Origin of the sequence: Variovorax ureilyticus, from assembly GCF_037889935.1 — a bacterium.
Taxonomy (GTDB): domain Bacteria; phylum Pseudomonadota; class Gammaproteobacteria; order Burkholderiales; family Burkholderiaceae_C; genus Variovorax; species Variovorax ureilyticus.
This window is the reverse complement of sequence record NZ_JBBKZU010000010.1, coordinates 173218-193327: the sequence shown is the minus strand read 5'-3', so window position 1 is coordinate 193327 and position 20110 is coordinate 173218. Positions and strand designations below refer to the sequence as shown.

Genomic DNA, 20110 nt, shown 5'->3' with positions numbered 1-20110 from the left:
ATGAGCCTGGCGTCGAGGCTCGGCATCGGATTCATGCGGGCGCTGGCCCATGTGCCCTTGCGTCTGGTGCGCGGGCTCGGCGCCGCGATGGGGAACTTGCTCTACGTGCTCGCAAAACCTCGCCGGCGCGTCGTCGATGCCAATCTCGCCTTGTGCTTTCCCGGGAAGCCGGCCGAGGAGCGCAAGCGCATCGCGCGCGAGACCTTCGTCTACGCCGCCCAGTCGTTCCTCGACCGGAGCTGGCTCTGGCACGCGCCCGAGCAGGTGGTGGCCAAGCGGCTGAAGGTCGTGGGGTCGGCGAGCGAGATCGATGCGCTCACCAACGGCAAGGAGCCCACCATCCTGTTCGCGCCGCACTTCTACGCCCTGGATGCCGCGGCCACAGCGCTCACGATGCGCACCCCGCGCCCCTCGACCACCATCTATACGACCCAGCGCGATCCGATGATCGACGCATGGGTCGGCGAGGGCCGCAGGCGCTTCGGCAACGTGACGGCCCTGAATCGCGTCGACGGCATCAAGCCGATCGTCGCGGGGCTGCGAAAGGGGGGTGTGCTGTACCTGCTCCCCGACATGGATTTCGGGCGCGACCAGACCGTGTTCGTACCGTTCTACGGCGTGCAGGCCGCGACCATGCCGTCGCTCTCACGATTTGCCCGGCTGGGTCGGGCGCGCGTGGTGCCGGTGATTTCGAGGTTCACGGAGGACGGCTACGAGATCGAACTGCTGCCGGCCTGGAAGGACTTTCCGACCGACGACCTGATCGCCGACACCGCCCTCATGAACAAGCGGCTGCAGGGCTACATCGACACCATGCCCTCGCAGTACTACTGGGTGCACCGGCGCTTCAAGACGCGCCCCGAGGGCGCACCTCCCGTGTATTGAGCTCGCCCCAGGCTGCGCGCACTTCGTGTCGCGCGCGCCTTCCCCCTGCCGGGAGCGACACCGGTGGCCCGGCAGAGCCGGTTCCACGGTGTCTCTGGTTATTGGGTTAGCTGGTCCGATCGAGGAAGGCCTTGATCTCGCCGGCGACAAGGTTCGGTTGCTCGTGCACGATCCAGTGGGTCGCGCCCGGAACCTTCTGGACTTCGAGACGGGGCACATAGTCTTCGAGGCCGTCCAGGAGGCCCGGCAACAACGCTGCGTCATCGAGCGCCCACAGGACCAGCGTGGGTGCGGCAACCGTCAGCCGCTCTCTCGGCAACGCCGGGATCTGCGCGGTCTGGCCGGGCATCGCGGGCTTGAGCGGCGTGACGCGGTAGAGGTTGCAGGCGCCGGTCAGGCCCGCGCGCCAGACCCCCCGATACCGGTCCTTGACCGCGTCGGTCAACCAGCCGAATCCGTCGGGCCCGGCTTTCATCCGGTCGAAGAAGGTCCACATGCGCCGGAAGTCGTCTTCGGACAGCAGCGCTTCGGCGTCGGGCCGAGCGAGGAAGTTCATGTAGGCACTCGCTGCCTGTTGCGCCGGGTCGCTTTGCAGGTCGCGCGCGAAGGTGCCGGGGTGCGGCGAATTGATGATGACGAGCTTTCCGAGTCGATCGGCATGCTGGTTCGCGTAGCCCCATCCGAATGCGCCGCCCCAGTCGTGGGCCACGAGTACGTCGATCCGGCCTTGCGCGTTCTCGCTCGCCGCGAGTTCGGCCACGTCCTGCACGAGCAGGTGCGGGCGGTACGCGGCCACCTCGGTAGGAGAGCTCGACTTCTCGAATCCGCGCAGATTCGGCGCCAGGCAGCGGAAGCCGCCGTTCTCGGGGCGCGCGAAGTAGTCGAGCAACTCGTCCCAGATGAATGCGGCCTCCGGAAAGCCGTGCAGGAACACCATCAACGGACGCCCGGGCGTGCCTTTGGCTCGACAGCTGAGCGTGATGCCGTTGGGCAGCTCGCGGGTGAAAGTCTCGATCACGGTGTCTCCTTCATGCCTCGTTGGTGGATGTGCAAGTCCATCCGGCGAAAGCCAGGGAGACACCCTGCGCTCAGGGGCCTTCGCCTGCGTCTTCTGCGGTCGGACTTGCGCTCGGGGACGCCCCATCCTCCGGATGGGCCCAGCGCCACAGCAGCTCGGCCGCCTCGTCGACACCCTGCTGCTTGAGCGCGGAGAACAGTTTGACCTCGCCGCCGCCGGCTTGCAGTCGCACGATGGACAGCACCTTGGCGCCCTCCGAGCGAGTGAGCTTGTCGGCCTTGGTGAGCAGGACGAGGAACTTGAGGCCCTGTTCCACCCGCGGCCGGATCACTTCGAGCAGGATCTCGTCGAGTTCGGTGAGGCCATGCCGGGGATCGCACATCAGCACGACGCCGCGCAGGTTCTCGCGCGTCATCAGGTAGTTGCCCATCACGCGCTGCCAGCGCAGCTTGGCTTCGCGCGGGACGGCCGCGTAGCCGTAGCCGGGGAGGTCGGCGAGCACTGCGTCGTCGACCTTCTGCTTGCCGACGCCGAACAGGTTGATGTGCTGCGTCCGACCAGGTGTTTTCGACGCGAAGGCGAGGCGGGTCTGCTGCGTGAGCGTGTTGATCGCCGTGGACTTGCCAGCGTTGGAGCGGCCGACGAAGGCGATTTCCGGCAGGTCGAGCTGCGGCAGGTGCTCGAGCTGCGGGGCGCTGGTGAGGAAATGCGCGGTATGCAGCCAGCCGCGCGCGATCCGAAAGCGTTCGGCCAGCGCCGGGTCGACGGCGGATTTCGTGCGGGAGGGGGTGGCCGGCTTGCGCGGCGGGGTGGTCATCGATGGGCTTTCGGAGCGGGGCGCCATTGTAGAATCGCCGGGTTTTGCGCCATAAATTCGAGCCCCCGATATGAAGTTGTTTGCCAATTTTCTGCTTGCGGCCCTTCTGAGCGCCGTTGCCAACGTCAGCTTTGCAGCCGGCGAGCCAACCGAAAAGCCGGCCGCCGCCGCGCCTGCCAAGAAGCCCGACCCGGCGAAAGGCGAAGCCCTCTTCACCACGGCGCCCCCCAATGGCGCGGCCTGCGCCTCATGCCATAACGCAGACGGCAACTCCGCGATCGCGACCAACCCCAAGCTGGCGCAACAGCATCCCGAATACATCTTCAAGCAGCTCCAGGACTTCCAGTCCGGCAAGCGCAAGAGCGCCATCATGAAGCCGATGGTCGCCTCGCTGTCCGAGGAAGACATGCGCAACATCGCATGGTTCGTGGGCTCGAAGAAGGTCAAGACCGGCTTCGCCAAGGAAAAGGACCTCGTCACGCTCGGCGAGAAGATCTTCCGCGGCGGCCTGGCCGATCGTCAGATCCCCGCCTGCGCCGGCTGCCACAGCCCGGACGGCGCAGGCATCCCGTCGCAGTACCCGCGCCTGGGCGGCCAGCATGCCGACTACACCGTGCAGCAGCTCACGCTGTTCCGCGACGGCGCCCGCTCGAACTCGCCGCAGATGACCGGCGTGACCGCCAAGCTCAGCGACCGCGAGATCAAGGCCGTGGCCGACTACATCGCCGGGCTGCGATGAATCCCCGCGGTTCGTCGTGAACTAACCGCCGATAACAAACCCCAAACAGGCGGGCCGATCCAGCGAGGATGGCCCGCCTTTTTGCTTTTCGAGAGTTCGCTCCCTATGTCGGTCTACACCCACGGTCTTCGAGTCCACCACGGTCCGCGCGCGGCCCGTGCGGCGGTGGAACTGCTCTCGTCGATGCGCTTCGCGATCGCGCTGCTGACCGTCATATGCATCGCGTCGATCATCGGCACCGTGCTCAAGCAGCACGAACCGATCAACAACTACATCAACCAGTTCGGGCCGTTCTGGGCCGAGCTTTTCAGAACCGCGCGGCTCGATTCGATCTACAGCGCCTGGTGGTTCCTGCTGATCCTGGCCTTTCTGGTGATCAGCACCTCGCTGTGCATCGCACGCAATACGCCGCGCATCGTCGCGGACCTGCGCACCTACAAGGAAGGCATCCGCGCGCAGAGCCTGCGAGCCTTCGGGCAGCGCGCCGAAACGGTCCTTGCCGAGACGCCGGACGTGGCGGCCCATCGCATCGGGCAGCTCCTGGTCAGCGGTGGTTGGAAGGTCAAGCTGCAGCATCGCGAGGGTGACGGCTGGATGGTCGCGGCCCGTGCGGGCGGTGCGCACAAGCTCGGCTACATCGCGGCGCACAGTGCGATCGTGCTGGTGTGCCTGGGCGGCCTGCTCGATGGCGACCTGATCGTGCGCGCGCAAACCTGGTTCAACGGCAAGAGCGTCTATACGGGCGGCGGGCTGATCGCCGACGTGCCGCCCCAGCACCGACTCTCGCCGAGCAACCCGACCTTCCGCGGCAACATCCTGGTGCCGGAAGGCGCCCAGTCGGGCATCGCGATCCTCAACCAGTCGGACGGTGTGTTGCTGCAGGAGTTGCCGTTCACGATCGAGCTGAAGAAGTTCATCGTCGATTACTACTCGACCGGCATGCCCAAGCTGTTCGCGAGCGAGGTGGTGCTGCATGACCGCGAGACCGGCGAGGCGATCCCCGAGCGCATCGAGGTCAACCATCCGGCGAGCTACAAGGGCATCGAGATCTATCAGTCGAGCTTCGACGATGGCGGTTCGAGCGTGAAGCTCAAGGCTGTTCCGATGGCGGCCGCGGCCAAGCCCTTCGAGGTCGACGGCGTGATCGGGAACAGCACCGAGATCACCAATGGGACCGACCGGCTCACGCTCGAATATTCCGCGCTGCGTGTGATCAATGTCGAGAATTTCGGCGAGGGCGCGACAGGCGCGATGACCAGCGGTGCCGACGTCCGCAAGGTCGATCTTCGCGGCGAACTCGAATCGCGACTCGGGGCTGCCAACAAGACGAACAAGCCGAAGGTGCTGCGCAACATCGGGCCCAGCATCGGCTACAAGCTCCGCGACGCGGCGGGGCAGGCGCGCGAATTCCAGAACTACATGGTGCCCGTCGACACCGGCGACGGCCAGCCGGTGTTCCTGCTCGGTGTGCGCGAGCGGCCGGACGAGCCTTTCCGGTACCTGCGCGTTCCTGCCGACGACAAGGGCTCGATGGACGACTTCGTGCGCATGCGCGAGACGCTGGCAGACGGCGCCGCACGCTCGCGCGCCATCGACCGCTACATCGCGCGCGTGGCCGATCCCAAGCGCCCCGAGCTGGCCGAGCAGCTTCGTGTCTCGGCAGGCCGCGCCCTCGCGCTCTTCGCAGGCGCCGAACGCGCCAAGGCCGACGCGGTGAGCACCGGCGGCTGGCAGGCCATTGCCGAATTCATGGAAGCCAACGTGCCGGAGAGCGAGCGCGAACGCGCCGGCGCCGTGCTGGTGCGCATCCTCAACGACGTGCTTTTCGAAGTGCTCAATGTGAGCCGCGAGAAGGCGGGCCTCGCGGCGCTGCCCGCCGACGAAAAGACGCAGGCCTATCTGACGCAAGCCGTGCTGGCTGTCAGCGACGCGCATTTCTACCCGGCCCCGGTCGCGATGATGATGACGGACTTCAAGCACGTGCAGGCCAGCGTGTTCCAGGTCGCGCGTGCCCCCGGCAAGAACGTCGTCTATCTGGGCTGCCTGTTGCTGATCGTCGGCATTTTTGCCATGCTGTACGTTCGCGAGCGCAGGCTCTGGGTGTGGCTCGCGAAGGACGGCGCGTCCGCGGACGGCGCCGCGGCCACCATGGCTTTCTCGGTCAACCGCAAGACCATGGACAGCGATCGCGAATTCGAGCACCTCAAGGACAGGCTGCTCGCCATCAGGAAAGACACCGCGTCATGACCACGACCACCCTCACACTCAACGACAGCTGGCTTTCGCGGCGCAATGCGTTCGACTGGATCTTTGCCGTGCTGGTGCTGGCCGGCGGCCTCTTCGCGTTCTCGCGCTATGCGGGCGCGATGGACTACTACGAGAAGACCATCCTGATCGCGGCCATGGCCGCGACCATCTGGATCGGCTGGTTCTGGCGTCCGCTGCGCGTGCTCGGGATCGTGGTGGCCGGTGCGTCGCTGCTTGCGATCGCGTCCTACGAGGGCGACCTGGCCCGGGCCGACTCGGTGTTCTGGCTCAAGTACTTCCTCTCGAGCCAGTCGGCCATCCTCTGGATGAGCGTGCTCTTCTTCATGAGCACGCTCTTCTACTGGATCGGATTCTTCGGCGGCAGGCAGGGCGACACCATGGACCTCATCGGCTCGCGCCTCGCGTGGGCAGCGGTGACCATGGCGCTGATCGGCACGATGGTCCGCTGGTACGAGAGCCATCAGCTCGGTCCGGACATCGGCCACATTCCGGTCAGCAATCTCTATGAGGTGTTCGTCCTCTTCTGCTGGCTGACGGCCGCGTTCTATCTCTACTTCGAATCGCGCTATCGCACCCGTGCGCTGGGCGCCTTCGTCATGCTGGTGGTCAGCGCGGCGGTCGGCTTCCTGCTCTGGTACACGCTGGTGCGCGATGCGCACGAGATCCAGCCGCTGGTGCCGGCGCTGCAAAGCTGGTGGATGAAGCTGCACGTGCCGGCCAATTTCATCGGCTACGGAACCTTCTCGCTCTCGGCCATGGTCGCGTTCGCCTACCTGATCAAGGAACAGGCGAATGAAACGCGCTGGTACAAGCTGACGCCGATCTGGCTGCTCGGCGTCGCACTGTGCTTCGTGCCGGTAGCGTTCCGCCAGCGCGTGCAGGAAGCCGGCGGAAGCTATTGGGTGGGTTATGCGGCCATCTCGGCGCTGATCGCCGCGGGCATCCTGGTGGGACGTCGTCGCATCGCGGCACGCCTGCCATCCAACGAGGTGCTGGATGACGTGATGTACAAGTCCATCACCGTCGGCTTCGCCTTCTTCACCATCGCCACGGTGCTCGGCGCGCTCTGGGCGGCCGATGCATGGGGCGGCTACTGGAGCTGGGACCCGAAGGAAACCTGGGCGCTGATCGTCTGGCTCAACTATGCGGCCTGGCTGCACATGCGTCTGGTGAAGGGCCTGCGCGGGACGGTCGCAGCCTGGTGGGCGCTGGGCGGGCTGGCGGTCACGACTTTCGCCTTCCTGGGCGTCAATATGTTCCTCAGCGGCCTGCACAGCTACGGCACGCTCTAGCCGGAGCGCGGCAAGTCGGCGTGAACTGAATCCGGATCGCGCGTAACCAAACCGAGGCTGGCAACGAATCTATACGTGCACGGCAGTTTCTGGTGAAAGGCGATCCATGCTGATTCAATCCCGCGACAGCGGCTTCATTCATCCCGATTCGAGCGACATCACGCCGCGTGGCGTGTACGAAGGGCGTCGCGACATGCTCAAGTGGCTGGCGACCGGCGTCGCCGGCGCTGCGATGGCCTCATGGGCATCGCGCGAAGCCCTCGCGCAGGTCGTCGCGCCCGGGAAGCTGCCGCCTCTCCATGGCGCCAAGTCGGCCGTCCCCGGCGCCCAGACGATGGAAAAGCTGAGCGACTACAAGGACGCCACCAGCTACAACAACTATTACGAGTTCGGGACCGACAAGGGCGACCCGGTCAAGAACGCCGGCACGCTCAAGACCCGTCCGTGGACGGTGGAGGTCGAAGGGCTGGTCAACAAGCCCGGCAAGTTCGGCATCGAGGACCTGATCAAGCTCAGCGCCCAGGAAGAGCGCATCTACCGGCTGCGCTGCGTGGAGGGTTGGTCGATGGTGATCCCCTGGGTGGGCTATTCGCTGGCCGAGCTGATCAAGCGGGTGGAGCCGCAAGGCAGCGCCAAGTACGTCGAGTTCGTCACCTTGGCCGACCCGAAGACCATGCCCTACGTGGGCTCGCGCATCCTGGACTGGCCCTACACCGAAGGCCTGCGCATGGACGAGGCGATGCACCCGCTCACGCTGCTGACCTTCGGCATGTACGGCGAGGTCCTGCCCAATCAGAACGGCGCGCCGGTTCGCATCGTGGTGCCATGGAAGTACGGCTTCAAGAGCGGCAAGTCGATCGTCAAGATTCGCTTCGTCGAGAAGGAACCGGGCACCGCGTGGAACAAGGCCGCGGCGAACGAGTATGGGTTCTATTCGAACGTGAACCCCAACGTCGACCATCCGCGCTGGAGCCAGGCCACCGAGCGCCGCATCGGCGACGGCGCCGGCCTCTTCGCGAAGCGCACCAAGACGCTGCTGTTCAACGGCTACGAGGCGCAGGTCGGCCAGCTGTACGCTGGCATGGATCTGAAGAAGTACTACTGATCCGGGCCTCGCCGTGAACAAGCTACTGATGCACCCGGCCGCCAAGCCGGTGGTCTTCGCGCTTTGCCTGCTGCCGTTCGCCTGGCTGTTCTACGCGGCGGCGACCGACGGGCTCGGCGCGAATCCCGCGGAGCACCTGATCCGCTCGACAGGCGACTGGACGCTTCGCTTCATCTGCATCGTGCTGGCCGTGACGCCGCTGCGAGTCACCACCAAGACCAACGCGCTGGCGCGGTTCCGCCGGATGCTGGGGCTCTTCGCCTACTTCTACGTCGTCGTGCATCTGCTGAGCTACAGCTGGTTCGACATGGGCTTCGAGTTGCAGGACATCGCCAAGGACATTGCCAAGCGGCCCTTCATCCTGGTCGGTTTCAGCGGGTTTCTGCTGCTCACGCCGCTGGCTGCGACGTCATTCAATCGAGCGATCAAGGCGCTGGGCGCGAAGCGCTGGCAGGCGCTGCATCGGCTGGTCTACCTGATTGCGGGCCTGGGCCTGCTGCATTTCTTCTGGATGCGGGCCGGCAAGAACAACTTCAGCGAAGTCTTCGTCTATGCCGCGATCATCGGCGTCCTGCTCGCATGGCGGGTGTGGAACTTCGCCAGCAAGAAGAAGCAGCAGCCGGCACGGCCGATCGGCGTGCGGCCGCAGCCGACCGAATGATCCGGTCGCTTCGGGATATCGCTCAATCCTCGAATCGTTCCGCGCGCAACTGGTCGTCGAGCGTTTCGCGGCGGCGGATGAGCGTCGCGCGTTCGCCGCTGACCAGCACCTCGGCCGCGCGACCACGGGTGTTGTAGTTGCTCGCCATCGCCATGCAGTACGCGCCGGCCGAGAGCACCGCGAGCAGGTCGCCTTGCGCGATCTGCAGCTTGCGATCGCGTCCGATCCAGTCCCCGCTTTCGCACACCGGCCCGACCACGTCGTAAAGGACGGGCGATCCATCCTGGCGATCCTTCACCGGGACGATCTGATGGAAGGCCTGGTACATCGCGGGACGGGGAAGATCGTTCATTGCTGCATCGACGATGCAGAAGTTCTTCTCTTCGCCCGGCTTGGTGAAGAGCACCTCCGTCACGCACACGCCCGCATTGCCCACCAGCGAACGGCCGGGTTCGACGATGAGCCGCCGCTGCCCGAAGCCTCGCGCATCGAGGCGCGTCAGCATCTGCCGCCAAAGCGTATCCGCGCCAGGTGGCGTGTCGCCGTTGTAGTCGATGCCGAGGCCGCCGCCGAAGTCGAGGTGGTGCAGCCGGATGCCGGTCTTCTCGATCGCCTCGACGAGATCGAGCACGCGCTCCAGCGCCTCGAGGTAGGGTGATACGTCGGTGATCTGCGAGCCGATGTGGCAGTCGATGCCGACGACTTCTAGGCCCTCGAGGGAAGCGGCGTGCCGATAGATCGCCACCGCACGGTCATGGGCCACGCCGAACTTGTTGCCCTTCAGGCCTGTCGAGATGTAGGGGTGCGTCTTCGGATCGACGTTCGGATTGATCCGCACGCTGATCGCCGCGCGCCGGCCTTCCTCGATCGCGACCGCATTGAGCACTTCGAGCTCGGCCTCGCTTTCGACGTTGAAGCACCCGATGCCGACGGCGAGCGCCTGCCGCATCTCGGCGCGCGTCTTGCCCACACCGGAAAAGATCACCTTGGCCGGATCGGCGCCCGCCGCGAGCACGCGGGCGAGTTCGCCGCCCGAGACGATGTCGAAGCCGCAGCCGGCTTCCGCGAAAACGCGCAGCACGCCCAGCGAGGAGTTGGCCTTGATCGCATAGCAGACCATCGCATCGCGGCCCTCGAAGCCGCGCTGATACGCCGCGAGTGCGTCGAGCATCCATTGCTTCGAGTAAACGAAGAGGGGGGTGCCATGCTCGCGTGCCAGAGAGGTGAGCGAAACGGCTTCGACCTGCAGTTCACCGTTCTTGCGTGCGATGTGGGGGTGTCCTGGAAGACGTGCCGGCTGACTCATTGCTTGGCTCCGGTGGATGCCGGAGCATCGTTTTCGTTTGGTGAGGCCGGCGCTTGCGCGGGCTTCGTCGGCGTTTCGGTCGTGCTGCGGCCGGGGATCAGGACCTGGGGCAATGTGGCCCGGTCCTTGGCAGCGGGATCGGTCGGCAGATACAGCGGACCCTTTTGACCACAGCCGGACAAACCGACCCCAACGAGCGCGAGGCCAACGGCGCTCACTAGAATTTGGCGAACAGACATGGCGAAATTGTAGTAATGACCGACCCCGAGTACATGGACCGAGCCGAGGCCGCGCTGGCCGCGATCGAACGCAGCTGCGATCGCATCAACGATGCGACCGATGCCGACATCGACAACCAGCGCGTGGGAGGAATGATCACGATCACCTTCCGCAACGGCAGTCAGTTGATCGTCAACCTGCAGAAGCCGCTGCACGAAATCTGGCTTGCGGCGCGCTCCGGCGGCTACCACTACCGACACGATGGCAACGCGTGGGTGGACACCAAGACCCGCGAGGAGTTCTTCGGCAACCTGACGCGCGAGGCGACCCTGCAGGCTGGCCAGCCGCTGGCCTTCACCCCCGACTGATCAGTTCCGGAACAGATCGAGGATCTTGCTGCGTTCCTCGGGCGGCGCAGGCGCGCCGATCGGCGGCGCCGAGATCGCCTCGGCAGGAGGCGTCGGGCCAGCCTCGACACCCAGGCTCGCGACGCCGCGGCCCGGCGCGTAGTCGTCGTAATACCACTCGTTGCCGACATTCACCACGCCGGCCGGCGCGGGCACCTCGGCCACTGGGACGCCCTTGATCGCGGTCTCCATGTAGGTGATCCAGATCGGGAGAGCCAGGCCACCGCCGGTCTCCTTGTCGCCGAGCTTGCGCGGCGTGTCGTAGCCGATCCATGCGACGGCGGTCATCGTCGGCTGGAACCCGGCGAACCAGGCATCCAGCGAGTCGTTCGTGGTGCCCGTCTTGCCGTAGAGATCGGTGCGCTTGAGCGTCGCCTGCGCCTTGGCGGCCGTGCCACCGCTCGCCACCGACTGCAGCAGGCTGTCCATGATGAAGGCATTGCGCTGCGGAATCGCGCGCATCGACTCGTTGAGCAGCGGCGGCTGCCGGTCGACCAGCACCTTGTCCTTGTGGTCGGTCACGCGCGTCACGAGGTAGGGGTTCACGCGGTACCCGCCATTGGCGAAGACCGAATAGGCGGTCACCATCTGCATCGGCGTGACCGAGCCGGCACCGAGGGCCATCGGGAGATAGGCCGGGTGCTTTTCGCGCTCGAAGCCGAAGTTGGTGATCCAGTCCTGCGCATAGCGCGTGCCGATCGACTGCAGGATGCGGATCGAGACCATGTTCTTCGACTTCATCAGCGCGCGCCGCATCGGCATCGGGCCTTCGAACTGGCCGTCATAGTTCTTCGGTTCCCAGGGCTGGCCGCCGGTGGTGCCGGCGTCGAAGAACAGCGGTGCGTCGTTGATCACCGTGCTGGGCGTGAAGCCCTTTTCGAGCGCCGCCGAGTAGATGAAGGGCTTGAAGCTCGAGCCCGGCTGGCGCCATGCCTGCGTGACGTGATTGAACTTGTTCTTGTCGAAGTCGAAACCGCCCACCATCGCCTTCACGGCGCCGTCGCGCGGATCCGTAGCCACGAATGCGCCTTCCACTTCGGGCAACTGCGTGATCTCCCAACTGCCCTTGGGCGTCTTGACGACGCGAATCACCGCACCGCGGCGGATCCTGATATTGGGCGGCGCCTTGTCCGAAAGCCCCGACTGCGCGGGCTTCAGGCCTTCGCCGACGATCTGGACCGCGTCGCCGTTGCCGCGGACCGCATTGATCTCCTTGGCATTGGCCTTGAGCACGACGGCCGACATCACGTCGCCGTTGTCGGGATGGTCGGCCAGCGCATCGTCCACGGCTTCGTCGAGTTCCTTGGGATTGTTCGGCAGGTCGACGAACTTCTCGGGGCCGCGATAGATCTGGCGCCGCTCGTAGTCCATGATGCCCTTGCGAAGCGCGCGATAGGCGGCGGCCTGGTCGGCGGCGACCAGCGTGGTGTAGACCTTGAGCCCGCGGGTGTAGGTGCTGTCGCCGTACTGCGCGTACATCAGTTGGCGCACCGTTTCTGCGACGTATTCGGCGTGCAGCCGCGAAGGGTCGGCCGCGTCGCGCAGATGGAGGTCTTCCTTCTTGGCTTCAGCCGCCTGCTCCGCCGTGATGAAGCCGGCTTCCTGCATGCGGTCGATCACATAGAGCTGGCGCGCACGGGCACGTGAAGGATTGTTGACCGGGTTGTTGGCGCCCGGCGCCTTCGGCAGGCCCGCCAGCATCGCTGCCTGGGCGATCGTGATGTCCTGGAGCGGTTTGCCGAAGTAGGCTTCGGATGCGGCGGCAAATCCGTACGCCCGATTGCCCAGATAAATCTGGTTGACATAGATCTCGAGGATCTGGTCCTTCGTCAGGAGATGCTCCAGCTTGAAGGTCAGAAGAACTTCATAAACCTTTCGGGTCAGCGTTTTTTCGGAGCTCAGGTAAACATTTCTCGCTACCTGCATCGTGATGGTCGATGCGCCCTGGCTTTTCACGCGATTCAGGTTTGCGATTCCGGCGCGCAGCATTCCTTTGTAATCGACGCCACCGTGGTCATAGAAGCGCGCGTCTTCTGCGGCCAGCACCGCATCCTTCATGACCTTGGGAACGGTGGAAATCGGCGTCAGATTTCGCCGCTCTTCGCCGAATTCCCCGATCAGGATTCCTTCGGACGAAAACACCCGAAGCGGCAGTTTCGGCCGGTAGTCCGCAAGCTCCGAGATATCGGGAAGATTGGGATAGGCCACAGCGAGCGCGACAGCGATGATGCACACGACCGCGACAGCGCCGGCGGCCATGATCCCAAAGGCCCACAGTACGATCCGGATCAACCATGTCAGCCACGTCGGACGTTTGGAAGGAGGGGCTTTTGCAGGCCCTTTGGTTCGGGAGGTATCGGGCATTGAGGCTGTCGGAGTCTGTGAGCATTATAAAAACGCGGTCCATGGAGACGGGCCGTTCGTAGCAGTTAGGACCCAAGTACTCTTATTTGTGACGAAAGTTGCAGAAGGGAACTGTTACGTCGACTTTTGACAACGATTGGCGCTGTAGTCGGGATCGCGCGCTTGGTTGGCATTGGGCCTTGCTGCTAGCATGCAACCACACGCAAATTTTTCCAATCGTTACAAACGGATGGGATCGAACTTGATTGAACTGGGATCGTTATTTCGCCGTCAGCCCGCGCCTTTGCTCGGGCTGGACGTCAGTTCTTCCAGCGTCAAGCTCGTCGAACTCGGCCGCGATGCAAGCGGCAAGCTCGTGCTCGAGCGCTGCGCCATCGAGCCGCTGGAGCGTGGATGGATCACCGACGGCAATGTCGAGAAGTTCGACGAAGTCGCCGAAGCCGTGCGCCGCGTGGTGCGCAAGAGCGGCACCCGCACCAAGAACGTGGCTCTGGCGCTGCCGCCGTCCGCCGTCATCACCAAGAAGATCGTCCTGCCGGGCGGCATGAGCGAGCAGGAACTCGAAATCCAGGTCGAGTCCGAGGCCAACCAGTACATCCCCTTTTCGCTGGACGAGGTCAGCCTCGATTTCTGCGTGATGGGACAAAGTGCGAGTTCCGCCGGTGATGTCGAAGTGCTGATCGCCGCCTCGCGCAAGGAAAAGGTTCAGGATCGCCAGGGCCTCGCCGAGGCATCAGGGCTGAAGGCCGTGATCCTGGATGTCGAATCCTATGCATCGCGTCTCGCGACGGCGCGCTTGATCGAACAGTTGCCAGGTCAGGGGCACGATGCCGTCGTGGCCTTGTTTGAAGTCGGTGCGTTCACCACCAGCATGCAGGTGCTGAAGAACCAGGAAGTCCTGTACGACCGCGACCAGGCTTTCGGCGGTGCGCAGCTCACGCAGCTCATCGTTCGTCAGTACGGCTTCTCCGCCGAAGAGGCCGAAGCCAAGAAGCGCAGCGGCGACCTGCCCGAAGACTACGGTTCCGGTGTGCTCAAGCCTTTCGTGGCGAGCATTGCGCAGGAAATCGCGCGCGCGCTGCAGTTCTTCTTCACGAGCACACCGCACAACCGCGTCGACTACGTGCTGCTGGCCGGAGGCTCCGCGTCGTTGCCCGGGCTGACCAGTGCCGTCACGCGCCAGACCTCGTTCGCGTGCTCGCTCGTGAATCCGTTCGATGGCATGGAAATCGGCAGCAGCATTCGCGAGAAGAAAGTGCGTCGCGAGGCTCCGTCCTACCTGACGTCCTGCGGCCTCGCGATGCGGAGGTTCCTGCAGTGATCCTCATCAATCTTCTTCCCCATCGCGAGGCGGCGCGCAAGCGTCGTCGCGAGACTTTCTACGCCACGCTGGGTTTGTCGGCCGTCTTCGGCGTGCTGATCGCGGGCGCGGCCTATCTCTGGTTCCAGGCTCAAATCTCCAACCAGCAGGACAAGAACGGCATCCTGCAATCGGCGATCACCAAGCTGGATGCGGAGATCAAGGAGATCTCGACGCTGCAGGCCGAAATCGCCGCGCTGCGCGCGCGCCAGCAAGCGGTGGAAGATCTGCAGGGTGACCGCAACATGCCGGTGCACCTGCTGAACGAACTCGTCCGCCAGTTGCCCGACGGTGTCTACCTCACGAGCATGAAGCAGGACAACCAGACGGTCACCTTGCAGGGCATGGCCCAATCCAACGAGCGCGTGTCGGAGCTGCTGCGCAACCTCGGCAACAACAGTCCGTGGCTGGTGAAGCCCGAACTGGTCGAGATCACCTCGAGCAACATCAACCTGAGCCCCCGCGATCAGCGCCGCGTCGCCAACTTCACGATGCGCATCGGACTGAAGCGGCCCACCGACGCTCAGAAGCCGGCGGGCGCGCCCGCACCGGCAGCCAAGGGGTAAGCGTCATCATGGCAACCAAACGCTCTTCTCGCAGGGTCGATGTCGGCGCCGCGCTTCGCAGCTTCGGCGAGCAATTCCAGGGCCTCAATCCGAACGATCCTTCGGCCTGGCCTGCCGTTCCGCGCTACGCCCTGTGCGTCGCGGTGGCTGCCGCCGTCGTCGTGGCGCTCTGGTTCGTCTGGCTCACCAACTCGAACGACGAACTCGAAGCCGCTCGCGCGAAGGAAGTCACGCTCAGGGCGGACTATCAGAAGAAGGTCGCCCAGGCGGCCAATCTCGAGCTTCTGAAGAAGCAGCGCGAACAGGTCCAGCAGTACGTCACGCTGCTCGAAAAGCAGCTTCCCAGCAAGGCCGAAATGGATGCACTGCTGTCGGACATCAACCAGGCCGGCCTTGGCCGCAGCCTCCAGTTCGAGCTGTTCAGGCCCGGGCAGGTTTCTGTCAAGGACTACTACGCCGAACTCCCGATCGCGGTGCGCGTGACCGGCCGTTACCACGACATGGGTGCGTTCGCCGCGGACGTCGCGAATCTGTCGCGCATCGTCACCTTGAACAATCTCTCCGTGATTCCGGCCAAGGACGGTGCCCTCGTGATGGACGCGACCGCGCGGACCTATCGCTATCTGGACGAGCAAGAGCAGAACATGCAAAAGCGCGCAGCAGCCGGGGCGAAGAAGAAATGAGAACGCTCGGATTCCTCGGGCTCTGTGCCGCCGTGGTGGGCCTGAGCGGTTGCTTCGGCTCGGATCAGGACGAACTGCGAACCTGGATGACCGAGCAGCGCGCTGCGGTCAAGCCCAATGTGCCGCCCATCGCCGAACCCAAGAAGTTCACGCCGCAGCCTTACACCGAGGCCGGTGCGATCGAGCCGTTCAACATGCAGAAGCTGACGCAGGCGTTGCGCCGCGATTCGAACCAGCCCAGCACGTCCGGCCTGATCGCCCCCGAGCTGACGCGCCGCAAGGAGGCGCTCGAAGCCTTCCCGCTCGACTCCATGGCGATGGTGGGCAGCCTCAATCGCAACGGACAGCCGGTTGCCCTGATCAGCGTCGACAAGCTGCTCTATCAAGTGAAGGTGGGCAACTACCTGGGACTCAACTACGGGAAGATCACCCGTATCACCGAAACCGAACTCGCCTTGCGTGAAATCGTGCAGGACGCCGCCGGTGAGTGGATCGAACGCGTGGCGACGCTGCAGTTGCAAGAGAGGACGAAATGAATCAACAAAAATCGATGCTCGCGCACTGGCTGCGCGCTGCGGGCGCGGCTGTGCTGGCATTCAGTGCTGCGGCCATCGTGCATGCCCAGAACGCCATCGAGTCGGTCACGAGTTCGGTGCAATCGGGTTCGGAGGTCGTCCGGATCGACTTCTCTCAGCCGCTCGCCGCGCCGCCCACCGGGTTTGCCATCCAGACGCCGGCGCGCGTGGCGCTCGATTTTCCCGGCGTGACGAATGCGATCGGTCGTTCGGCCATCGATGTCAACCAAGGCAATCTGCGCTCGATCAATGTGGTCCAGGCCGGCGAGCGCACGCGCCTCGTGCTGAACCTCAAGCAGGCGACCGCGTACAAGACCGAGATCCAGGGCAAATCCCTCCTGGTCGCGCTCGAGCCCGTGCCCGGTGTTGCGCTGGCCCAGTCCGCGCAAGGTGCCTTTGCGGAGAACCGCAATCGCGACATGCTGCCGCTCAAGGACGTGGACTTCCGTCTTGGCTCCGACAACACCGGCCGCGTGATCGTCGATCTGGCCAACAACCAGGTGGGCGTCGACATCCGCCAGCAGGGCAAGAACCTCGTCGTGGAGTTCACCAAGTCGACCCTGCCGGAGGGCCTGCGCCGCCGGCTCGACGTGGCTGATTTCGGCACGCCGGTTCAGTTGGTGACGACCCAGCAGGTGGGCGATCGTGTGCGCATGACCATCGAGCCCAAGGGCGAGTGGGAGCACAGCGCCTATCAGAGCGAAAACCAGTTCGTCGTCGAAGTCCGTCCTCGCAAGATCGACCCGACCAAGCTGACCCAGGGGGTTGGTTACAGCGGCGAAAAGCTGTCGCTGAACTTCCAGAACATCGAAGTTCGTTCGCTGCTGCAGGTGATCGCCGATTTCACGAACTTCAACATCGTGACCTCCGATTCGGTCACTGGCGCCTTGACCCTTCGACTGAAGGACGTGCCGTGGGATCAGGCCCTGGACATCATCCTCCAGGCGAAGAACCTCGGGATGCGCAAGAACGGCAGCGTTCTTTGGATCGCTCCGAAGGACGAAATCAACGCCAAGGAAAAGCTGCAGTTCGAGGCGGAGAACGCGATCCAGAACCTGGAGCCGCTGCGTACGCAATCGTTCCAGCTCAACTACACCAAGGCGGTGACCATCGCCCAAGGCCTCACGGGTACTGGCTCGGCCAGCGGCGGCGGTGGTGGCGCCGGCTCCACGACCCGCATCCTGAGCCCCCGCGGCAGCGTGCTCGCCGAAGCGCGGACCAACCAGCTCTTCGTGTCCGACATTCCGTCGCGCCTCGCACAGGTGGCCGAACTGATCCAGAAGCTCGATGTGCCGGTGCGCCAGGTTCTGATCGAAGCCCGGATCGTGGAGGCGTCGGATACCTTCGGCAAGTCGCTCGGCGTGAAGCTGGGTGGTGGTGTTATCAACAACAACAACAGCGTGGGCACGTTCCCGTCCGTGACCGGTGGCGGAACGACCGGCAGCACGACGCTGAACTCGGACGGCACCAGTTCGATCACCCGTACCACGACGCTGCCGACGGTGACGTTCCCGTCGTTCACGCAAGGCAACTTCGTCAACCTGCCGTCCACCGGCGTGTCGGGCAACGGCAATACGCCAGGCACTTTTGCCATCTCGCTGTTCAATTCGGCCTTCTCACGGATGCTGAACCTCGAGATCTCCGCCCTGGAAGCCGATGGCAAGGGCAAGGTGGTGTCGAGCCCCCGCGTGGTGACGGCCGACCAGACCAAGGCGCTGATCGAACAGGGTACGGAACTGCCGTACCAGGTTGCAACATCGAGCGGCGCGACCTCGATTGCCTTCCGCAAGGCCAACCTCAAGCTCGAGGTCACGCCCCAGATCACGCCCGAGGGCAACATCATCCTGTCGCTGGACGTCAACAAGGACACGGTGGGCCAGGCGACCACCGCCGGCTTCGCCATCAACACGAAGCACGTGCAGACCGAGGTGCTGGTCGAGAACGGCGGTACGGTCGTCATTGGTGGTATCTTCGAGCTCACCGAAACCAACGACGAATCGCGCATACCGGTGCTGGGTGAAGTGCCCTACGTCGGCGCACTGTTCCGTACGCGCAATCGCGTTGCCAACAAGACTGAAATGCTCGTCTTTATCACCCCGAAGATGATTACCGACCGTAACGCCGCGCGTTGACGCGCGGTGTTCGCAGCACCGCGTGGCGGTCGCACTCGTCGGGTTGCCCGGCGCCGGCAAATCTGCAGTGGGCCGGCGCCTCGCGCAACGTCTCGAAGTCCCCTTCATCGATAGCGATCATGTGATCGAGGAGCGGATCGGCTGTTCGATCCGCGACTACTTCGAGCGCGAAGGGGAGGCGAGCTTCCGCGATCTCGAACAGGCGGTCATTGCCGAACTTGCCGCGGCGCCTCACGGCATCGTCGCCACCGGAGGCGGCGCCGTTCTGCGGGAGGCCAACCGCGTTGCCCTGCGCGCGGGCTTTCACGTGATCTATCTTCGGTCGGCGCCGGAAGATTTGTTTCGGCGTCTGCGGCACGACGTGAAGCGCCCGCTGCTGCAAGTGGCCGACCCGCTCGGGCGATTGCGCGAGCTATATGACGCCCGGGATCCGCTGTACCGCGAGACCGCGCATGACGTGGTCGAAACCGGGCGTCCCACGGTCGCGACGCTGGTCAACATCATCGTGATGCAGCTCGAACTCGCGGGCATCGCGTCGCCACCGCCGGGCGGCGATCTTCCCGACTGAGAGAGCGTGTTTCGGCATGCACCTAAACTCGGGGCATGCCATTGTCCGCCCCCCATGAGACCGTCGAGATCCAGCTCGGCGACCGGAGTTACCCGATCCTGATCGGCAGCGGCCTGCTCGGCGAGCCGGGCAGTTTTGCAGCGCTCCCTGCCGCCACGACGGCGTTGATCGTCACCAATACCACCGTTGCTCCGCTCTACGCCCAGACCTTGCGCGCGGCGCTGGCGAATCGGTTCCGGGCCGTCCACGTGCTGGAACTGCCGGACGGCGAGGCATACAAGGAGTGGCAGACGCTGAACCTCGTCTTCGATGCATTGCTCAGCCACGGTTGCGATCGCAAGACGGTGCTCTTTGCGCTGGGTGGCGGGGTCGTGGGGGACATGACGGGCTTTGCCGCCGCGAGCTACATGCGCGGCGTGCCCTTCGTGCAGGTGCCCACGACCTTGCTGGCGCAAGTCGACTCCTCCGTGGGCGGCAAGACCGCCATCAATCACCCGCTCGGCAAGAACATGATCGGGGCGTTCTACCAGCCCCGGCTGGTGCTGTGCGATCTCTCGACGCTGGCGACGCTGCCGCCGCGCGAGCTGAGCGCCGGGCTGGCCGAAGTCATCAAGTACGGCCCGATCCACGACATGGCATTTTTGGACTGGATCGAAGCGAACATCGACGCCATGGTGGCGCGAGACCCGTCTGCGCTGGCGCATGCGGTCAAGCGCAGTTGCGAGATCAAGGCCGACGTCGTGGGGCAGGACGAGCGCGAGACCGGCCTGCGCGCGATTCTCAATTTCGGCCACACCTTCGGGCATGCGATCGAATCGGGCCTGGGCTACGGTGAATGGCTCCATGGCGAGGCGGTCGGCTGCGGCATGGTCATGGCTGCGCACCTGTCGCAGCGCCTCGGCGGCGTGGACGAGGCGTTCGTGCAGCGCCTCACCGCGCTGATCCGGAGGGCGGGCCTGCCGGTCGTCGGGCCCGCGCTCGGCGTTGATCGCTATCTCGATCTGATGCGCGTCGACAAGAAGTCCGAAGCCGGCGAGATCCGGTTCGTCGTCATCGACAAGCCGGGCTCGGCCCTGATGCGCGGCGCGCCCGATGCGATGGTGCGCGAGGTGCTCGCGCAGTGCTGCGAGAAGAAGAGCTGAGCG

The 20110-nt window shown here is 64.7% G+C and carries 19 protein-coding genes; 14 read left to right on the top strand and 5 right to left on the bottom strand.

Going from position 1 to position 20110, the window contains the following annotated elements; genetic code table 11:
- Entirely contained in the window at nt 1-885 is an 885-nt protein-coding gene (locus WKW77_RS22550; RefSeq protein WP_340359107.1) for an LpxL/LpxP family acyltransferase, read from the top strand.
- 106 nt (nt 886-991) lie between these two features.
- On the opposite strand, the gene WKW77_RS22545 is transcribed toward WKW77_RS22550, so the two are convergent.
- Together WKW77_RS22545 and yihA are read right to left on the bottom strand one after the other, a co-directional pair.
- Nucleotides 992-1903, bottom strand: coding sequence for an alpha/beta fold hydrolase (locus WKW77_RS22545; RefSeq protein WP_340359106.1), 912 nt, complete (start codon nt 1901-1903; stop codon nt 992-994).
- Nucleotides 1904-1973: 70 nt separating this feature from the next.
- The gene (yihA, locus tag WKW77_RS22540) at nt 1974-2720 is read right to left on the bottom strand and encodes a ribosome biogenesis GTP-binding protein YihA/YsxC (protein WP_340359105.1); all 747 of its coding nucleotides are present in this window, start codon (nt 2718-2720) and stop codon (nt 1974-1976) included.
- 70 nt (nt 2721-2790) lie between these two features.
- Here yihA and WKW77_RS22535 point away from each other — a divergent pair, with 70 nt between their 5' ends.
- From WKW77_RS22535 to WKW77_RS22515, 5 genes are all read left to right on the top strand, one after another.
- Nucleotides 2791-3459: a c-type cytochrome gene (locus tag WKW77_RS22535; RefSeq protein WP_340359104.1), complete on the top strand. Its 669-nt coding sequence runs from the start codon at nt 2791-2793 to the stop codon at nt 3457-3459.
- A gap of 105 nt (nt 3460-3564) precedes the next feature.
- Nucleotides 3565-5706 carry a cytochrome c biogenesis protein ResB gene (locus tag WKW77_RS22530; protein ID WP_340359103.1) on the top strand — a complete coding sequence of 714 codons (2142 nt, stop codon included), beginning with the start codon at nt 3565-3567 and terminating at the stop codon, nt 5704-5706.
- Nucleotides 5703-7019: a c-type cytochrome biogenesis protein CcsB gene (ccsB, locus tag WKW77_RS22525; RefSeq protein ID WP_340359102.1), complete on the top strand. Its 1317-nt coding sequence runs from the start codon at nt 5703-5705 to the stop codon at nt 7017-7019. The genes WKW77_RS22530 and ccsB overlap by 4 nt, the downstream gene beginning before the upstream one ends.
- 106 nt (nt 7020-7125) lie before the next feature.
- Complete coding sequence (msrP, locus tag WKW77_RS22520) at nt 7126-8124, top strand: protein-methionine-sulfoxide reductase catalytic subunit MsrP (protein ID WP_340359101.1); 999 nt, start codon at nt 7126-7128, stop codon at nt 8122-8124.
- 13 nt (nt 8125-8137) lie between these two features.
- A complete protein-coding gene (locus WKW77_RS22515) occupies nt 8138-8785 on the top strand; it encodes a protein-methionine-sulfoxide reductase heme-binding subunit MsrQ (protein ID WP_340359100.1) in 648 nt (215 codons plus the stop codon).
- Between the two features lie 22 nt (nt 8786-8807).
- Here the strand turns inward: WKW77_RS22515 and lysA are convergent, their stop codons facing one another.
- Nucleotides 8808-10091: a diaminopimelate decarboxylase gene (gene lysA / locus WKW77_RS22510; RefSeq protein ID WP_340359099.1), complete on the bottom strand. Its 1284-nt coding sequence runs from the start codon at nt 10089-10091 to the stop codon at nt 8808-8810.
- Nucleotides 10088-10330, bottom strand: coding sequence for an LPS translocon maturation chaperone LptM (gene lptM / locus WKW77_RS22505; RefSeq protein WP_340359098.1), 243 nt, complete (start codon nt 10328-10330; stop codon nt 10088-10090). The genes lysA and lptM overlap by 4 nt, the downstream gene beginning before the upstream one ends.
- 15 nt (nt 10331-10345) lie before the next feature.
- On the opposite strand from lptM, the gene cyaY reads away from it, so the two are divergent.
- Nucleotides 10346-10678: an iron donor protein CyaY gene (gene cyaY, locus WKW77_RS22500; RefSeq protein ID WP_340359097.1), complete on the top strand. Its 333-nt coding sequence runs from the start codon at nt 10346-10348 to the stop codon at nt 10676-10678.
- Here the strand turns inward: cyaY and WKW77_RS22495 are convergent, their stop codons facing one another.
- Entirely contained in the window at nt 10679-13081 is a 2403-nt protein-coding gene (locus tag WKW77_RS22495; RefSeq protein WP_340359096.1) for a penicillin-binding protein 1A, read from the bottom strand.
- Between the two features lie 241 nt (nt 13082-13322).
- Here WKW77_RS22495 and WKW77_RS22490 point away from each other — a divergent pair, with 241 nt between their 5' ends.
- Genes WKW77_RS22490 through aroB form a run of 7 tightly spaced genes read left to right on the top strand, consistent with a single transcriptional unit; the run spans nt 13323 to nt 20107 of the window.
- Nucleotides 13323-14402: a pilus assembly protein PilM gene (locus WKW77_RS22490; RefSeq protein WP_340359095.1), complete on the top strand. Its 1080-nt coding sequence runs from the start codon at nt 13323-13325 to the stop codon at nt 14400-14402.
- Nucleotides 14399-15007, top strand: a complete 609-nt coding sequence (locus tag WKW77_RS22485) for a PilN domain-containing protein (RefSeq protein ID WP_340359094.1) — start codon at nt 14399-14401, stop codon at nt 15005-15007. Before WKW77_RS22490 ends, WKW77_RS22485 begins: the two co-directional genes overlap by 4 nt.
- A gap of 8 nt (nt 15008-15015) precedes the next feature.
- Entirely contained in the window at nt 15016-15690 is a 675-nt protein-coding gene (locus WKW77_RS22480) for a type IV pilus inner membrane component PilO (RefSeq protein ID WP_340359093.1), read from the top strand.
- Nucleotides 15687-16226, top strand: coding sequence for a pilus assembly protein PilP (locus WKW77_RS22475; RefSeq protein ID WP_340359092.1), 540 nt, complete (start codon nt 15687-15689; stop codon nt 16224-16226). The genes WKW77_RS22480 and WKW77_RS22475 overlap by 4 nt, the downstream gene beginning before the upstream one ends.
- Nucleotides 16223-18397, top strand: coding sequence for a type IV pilus secretin PilQ (locus WKW77_RS22470; RefSeq protein WP_340359091.1), 2175 nt, complete (start codon nt 16223-16225; stop codon nt 18395-18397). The genes WKW77_RS22475 and WKW77_RS22470 overlap by 4 nt, the downstream gene beginning before the upstream one ends.
- A 22-nt stretch (nt 18398-18419) precedes the next feature.
- On the top strand, nt 18420-18965 hold the full coding sequence (locus WKW77_RS22465; RefSeq protein WP_340359090.1) for a shikimate kinase: 546 nt from the start codon (nt 18420-18422) through the stop codon (nt 18963-18965).
- Nucleotides 18966-19000: 35 nt separating this feature from the next.
- Complete coding sequence (gene aroB / locus WKW77_RS22460; protein ID WP_340359089.1) at nt 19001-20107, top strand: 3-dehydroquinate synthase; 1107 nt, start codon at nt 19001-19003, stop codon at nt 20105-20107.
- Nucleotides 20108-20110 lie beyond the last annotated feature (3 nt).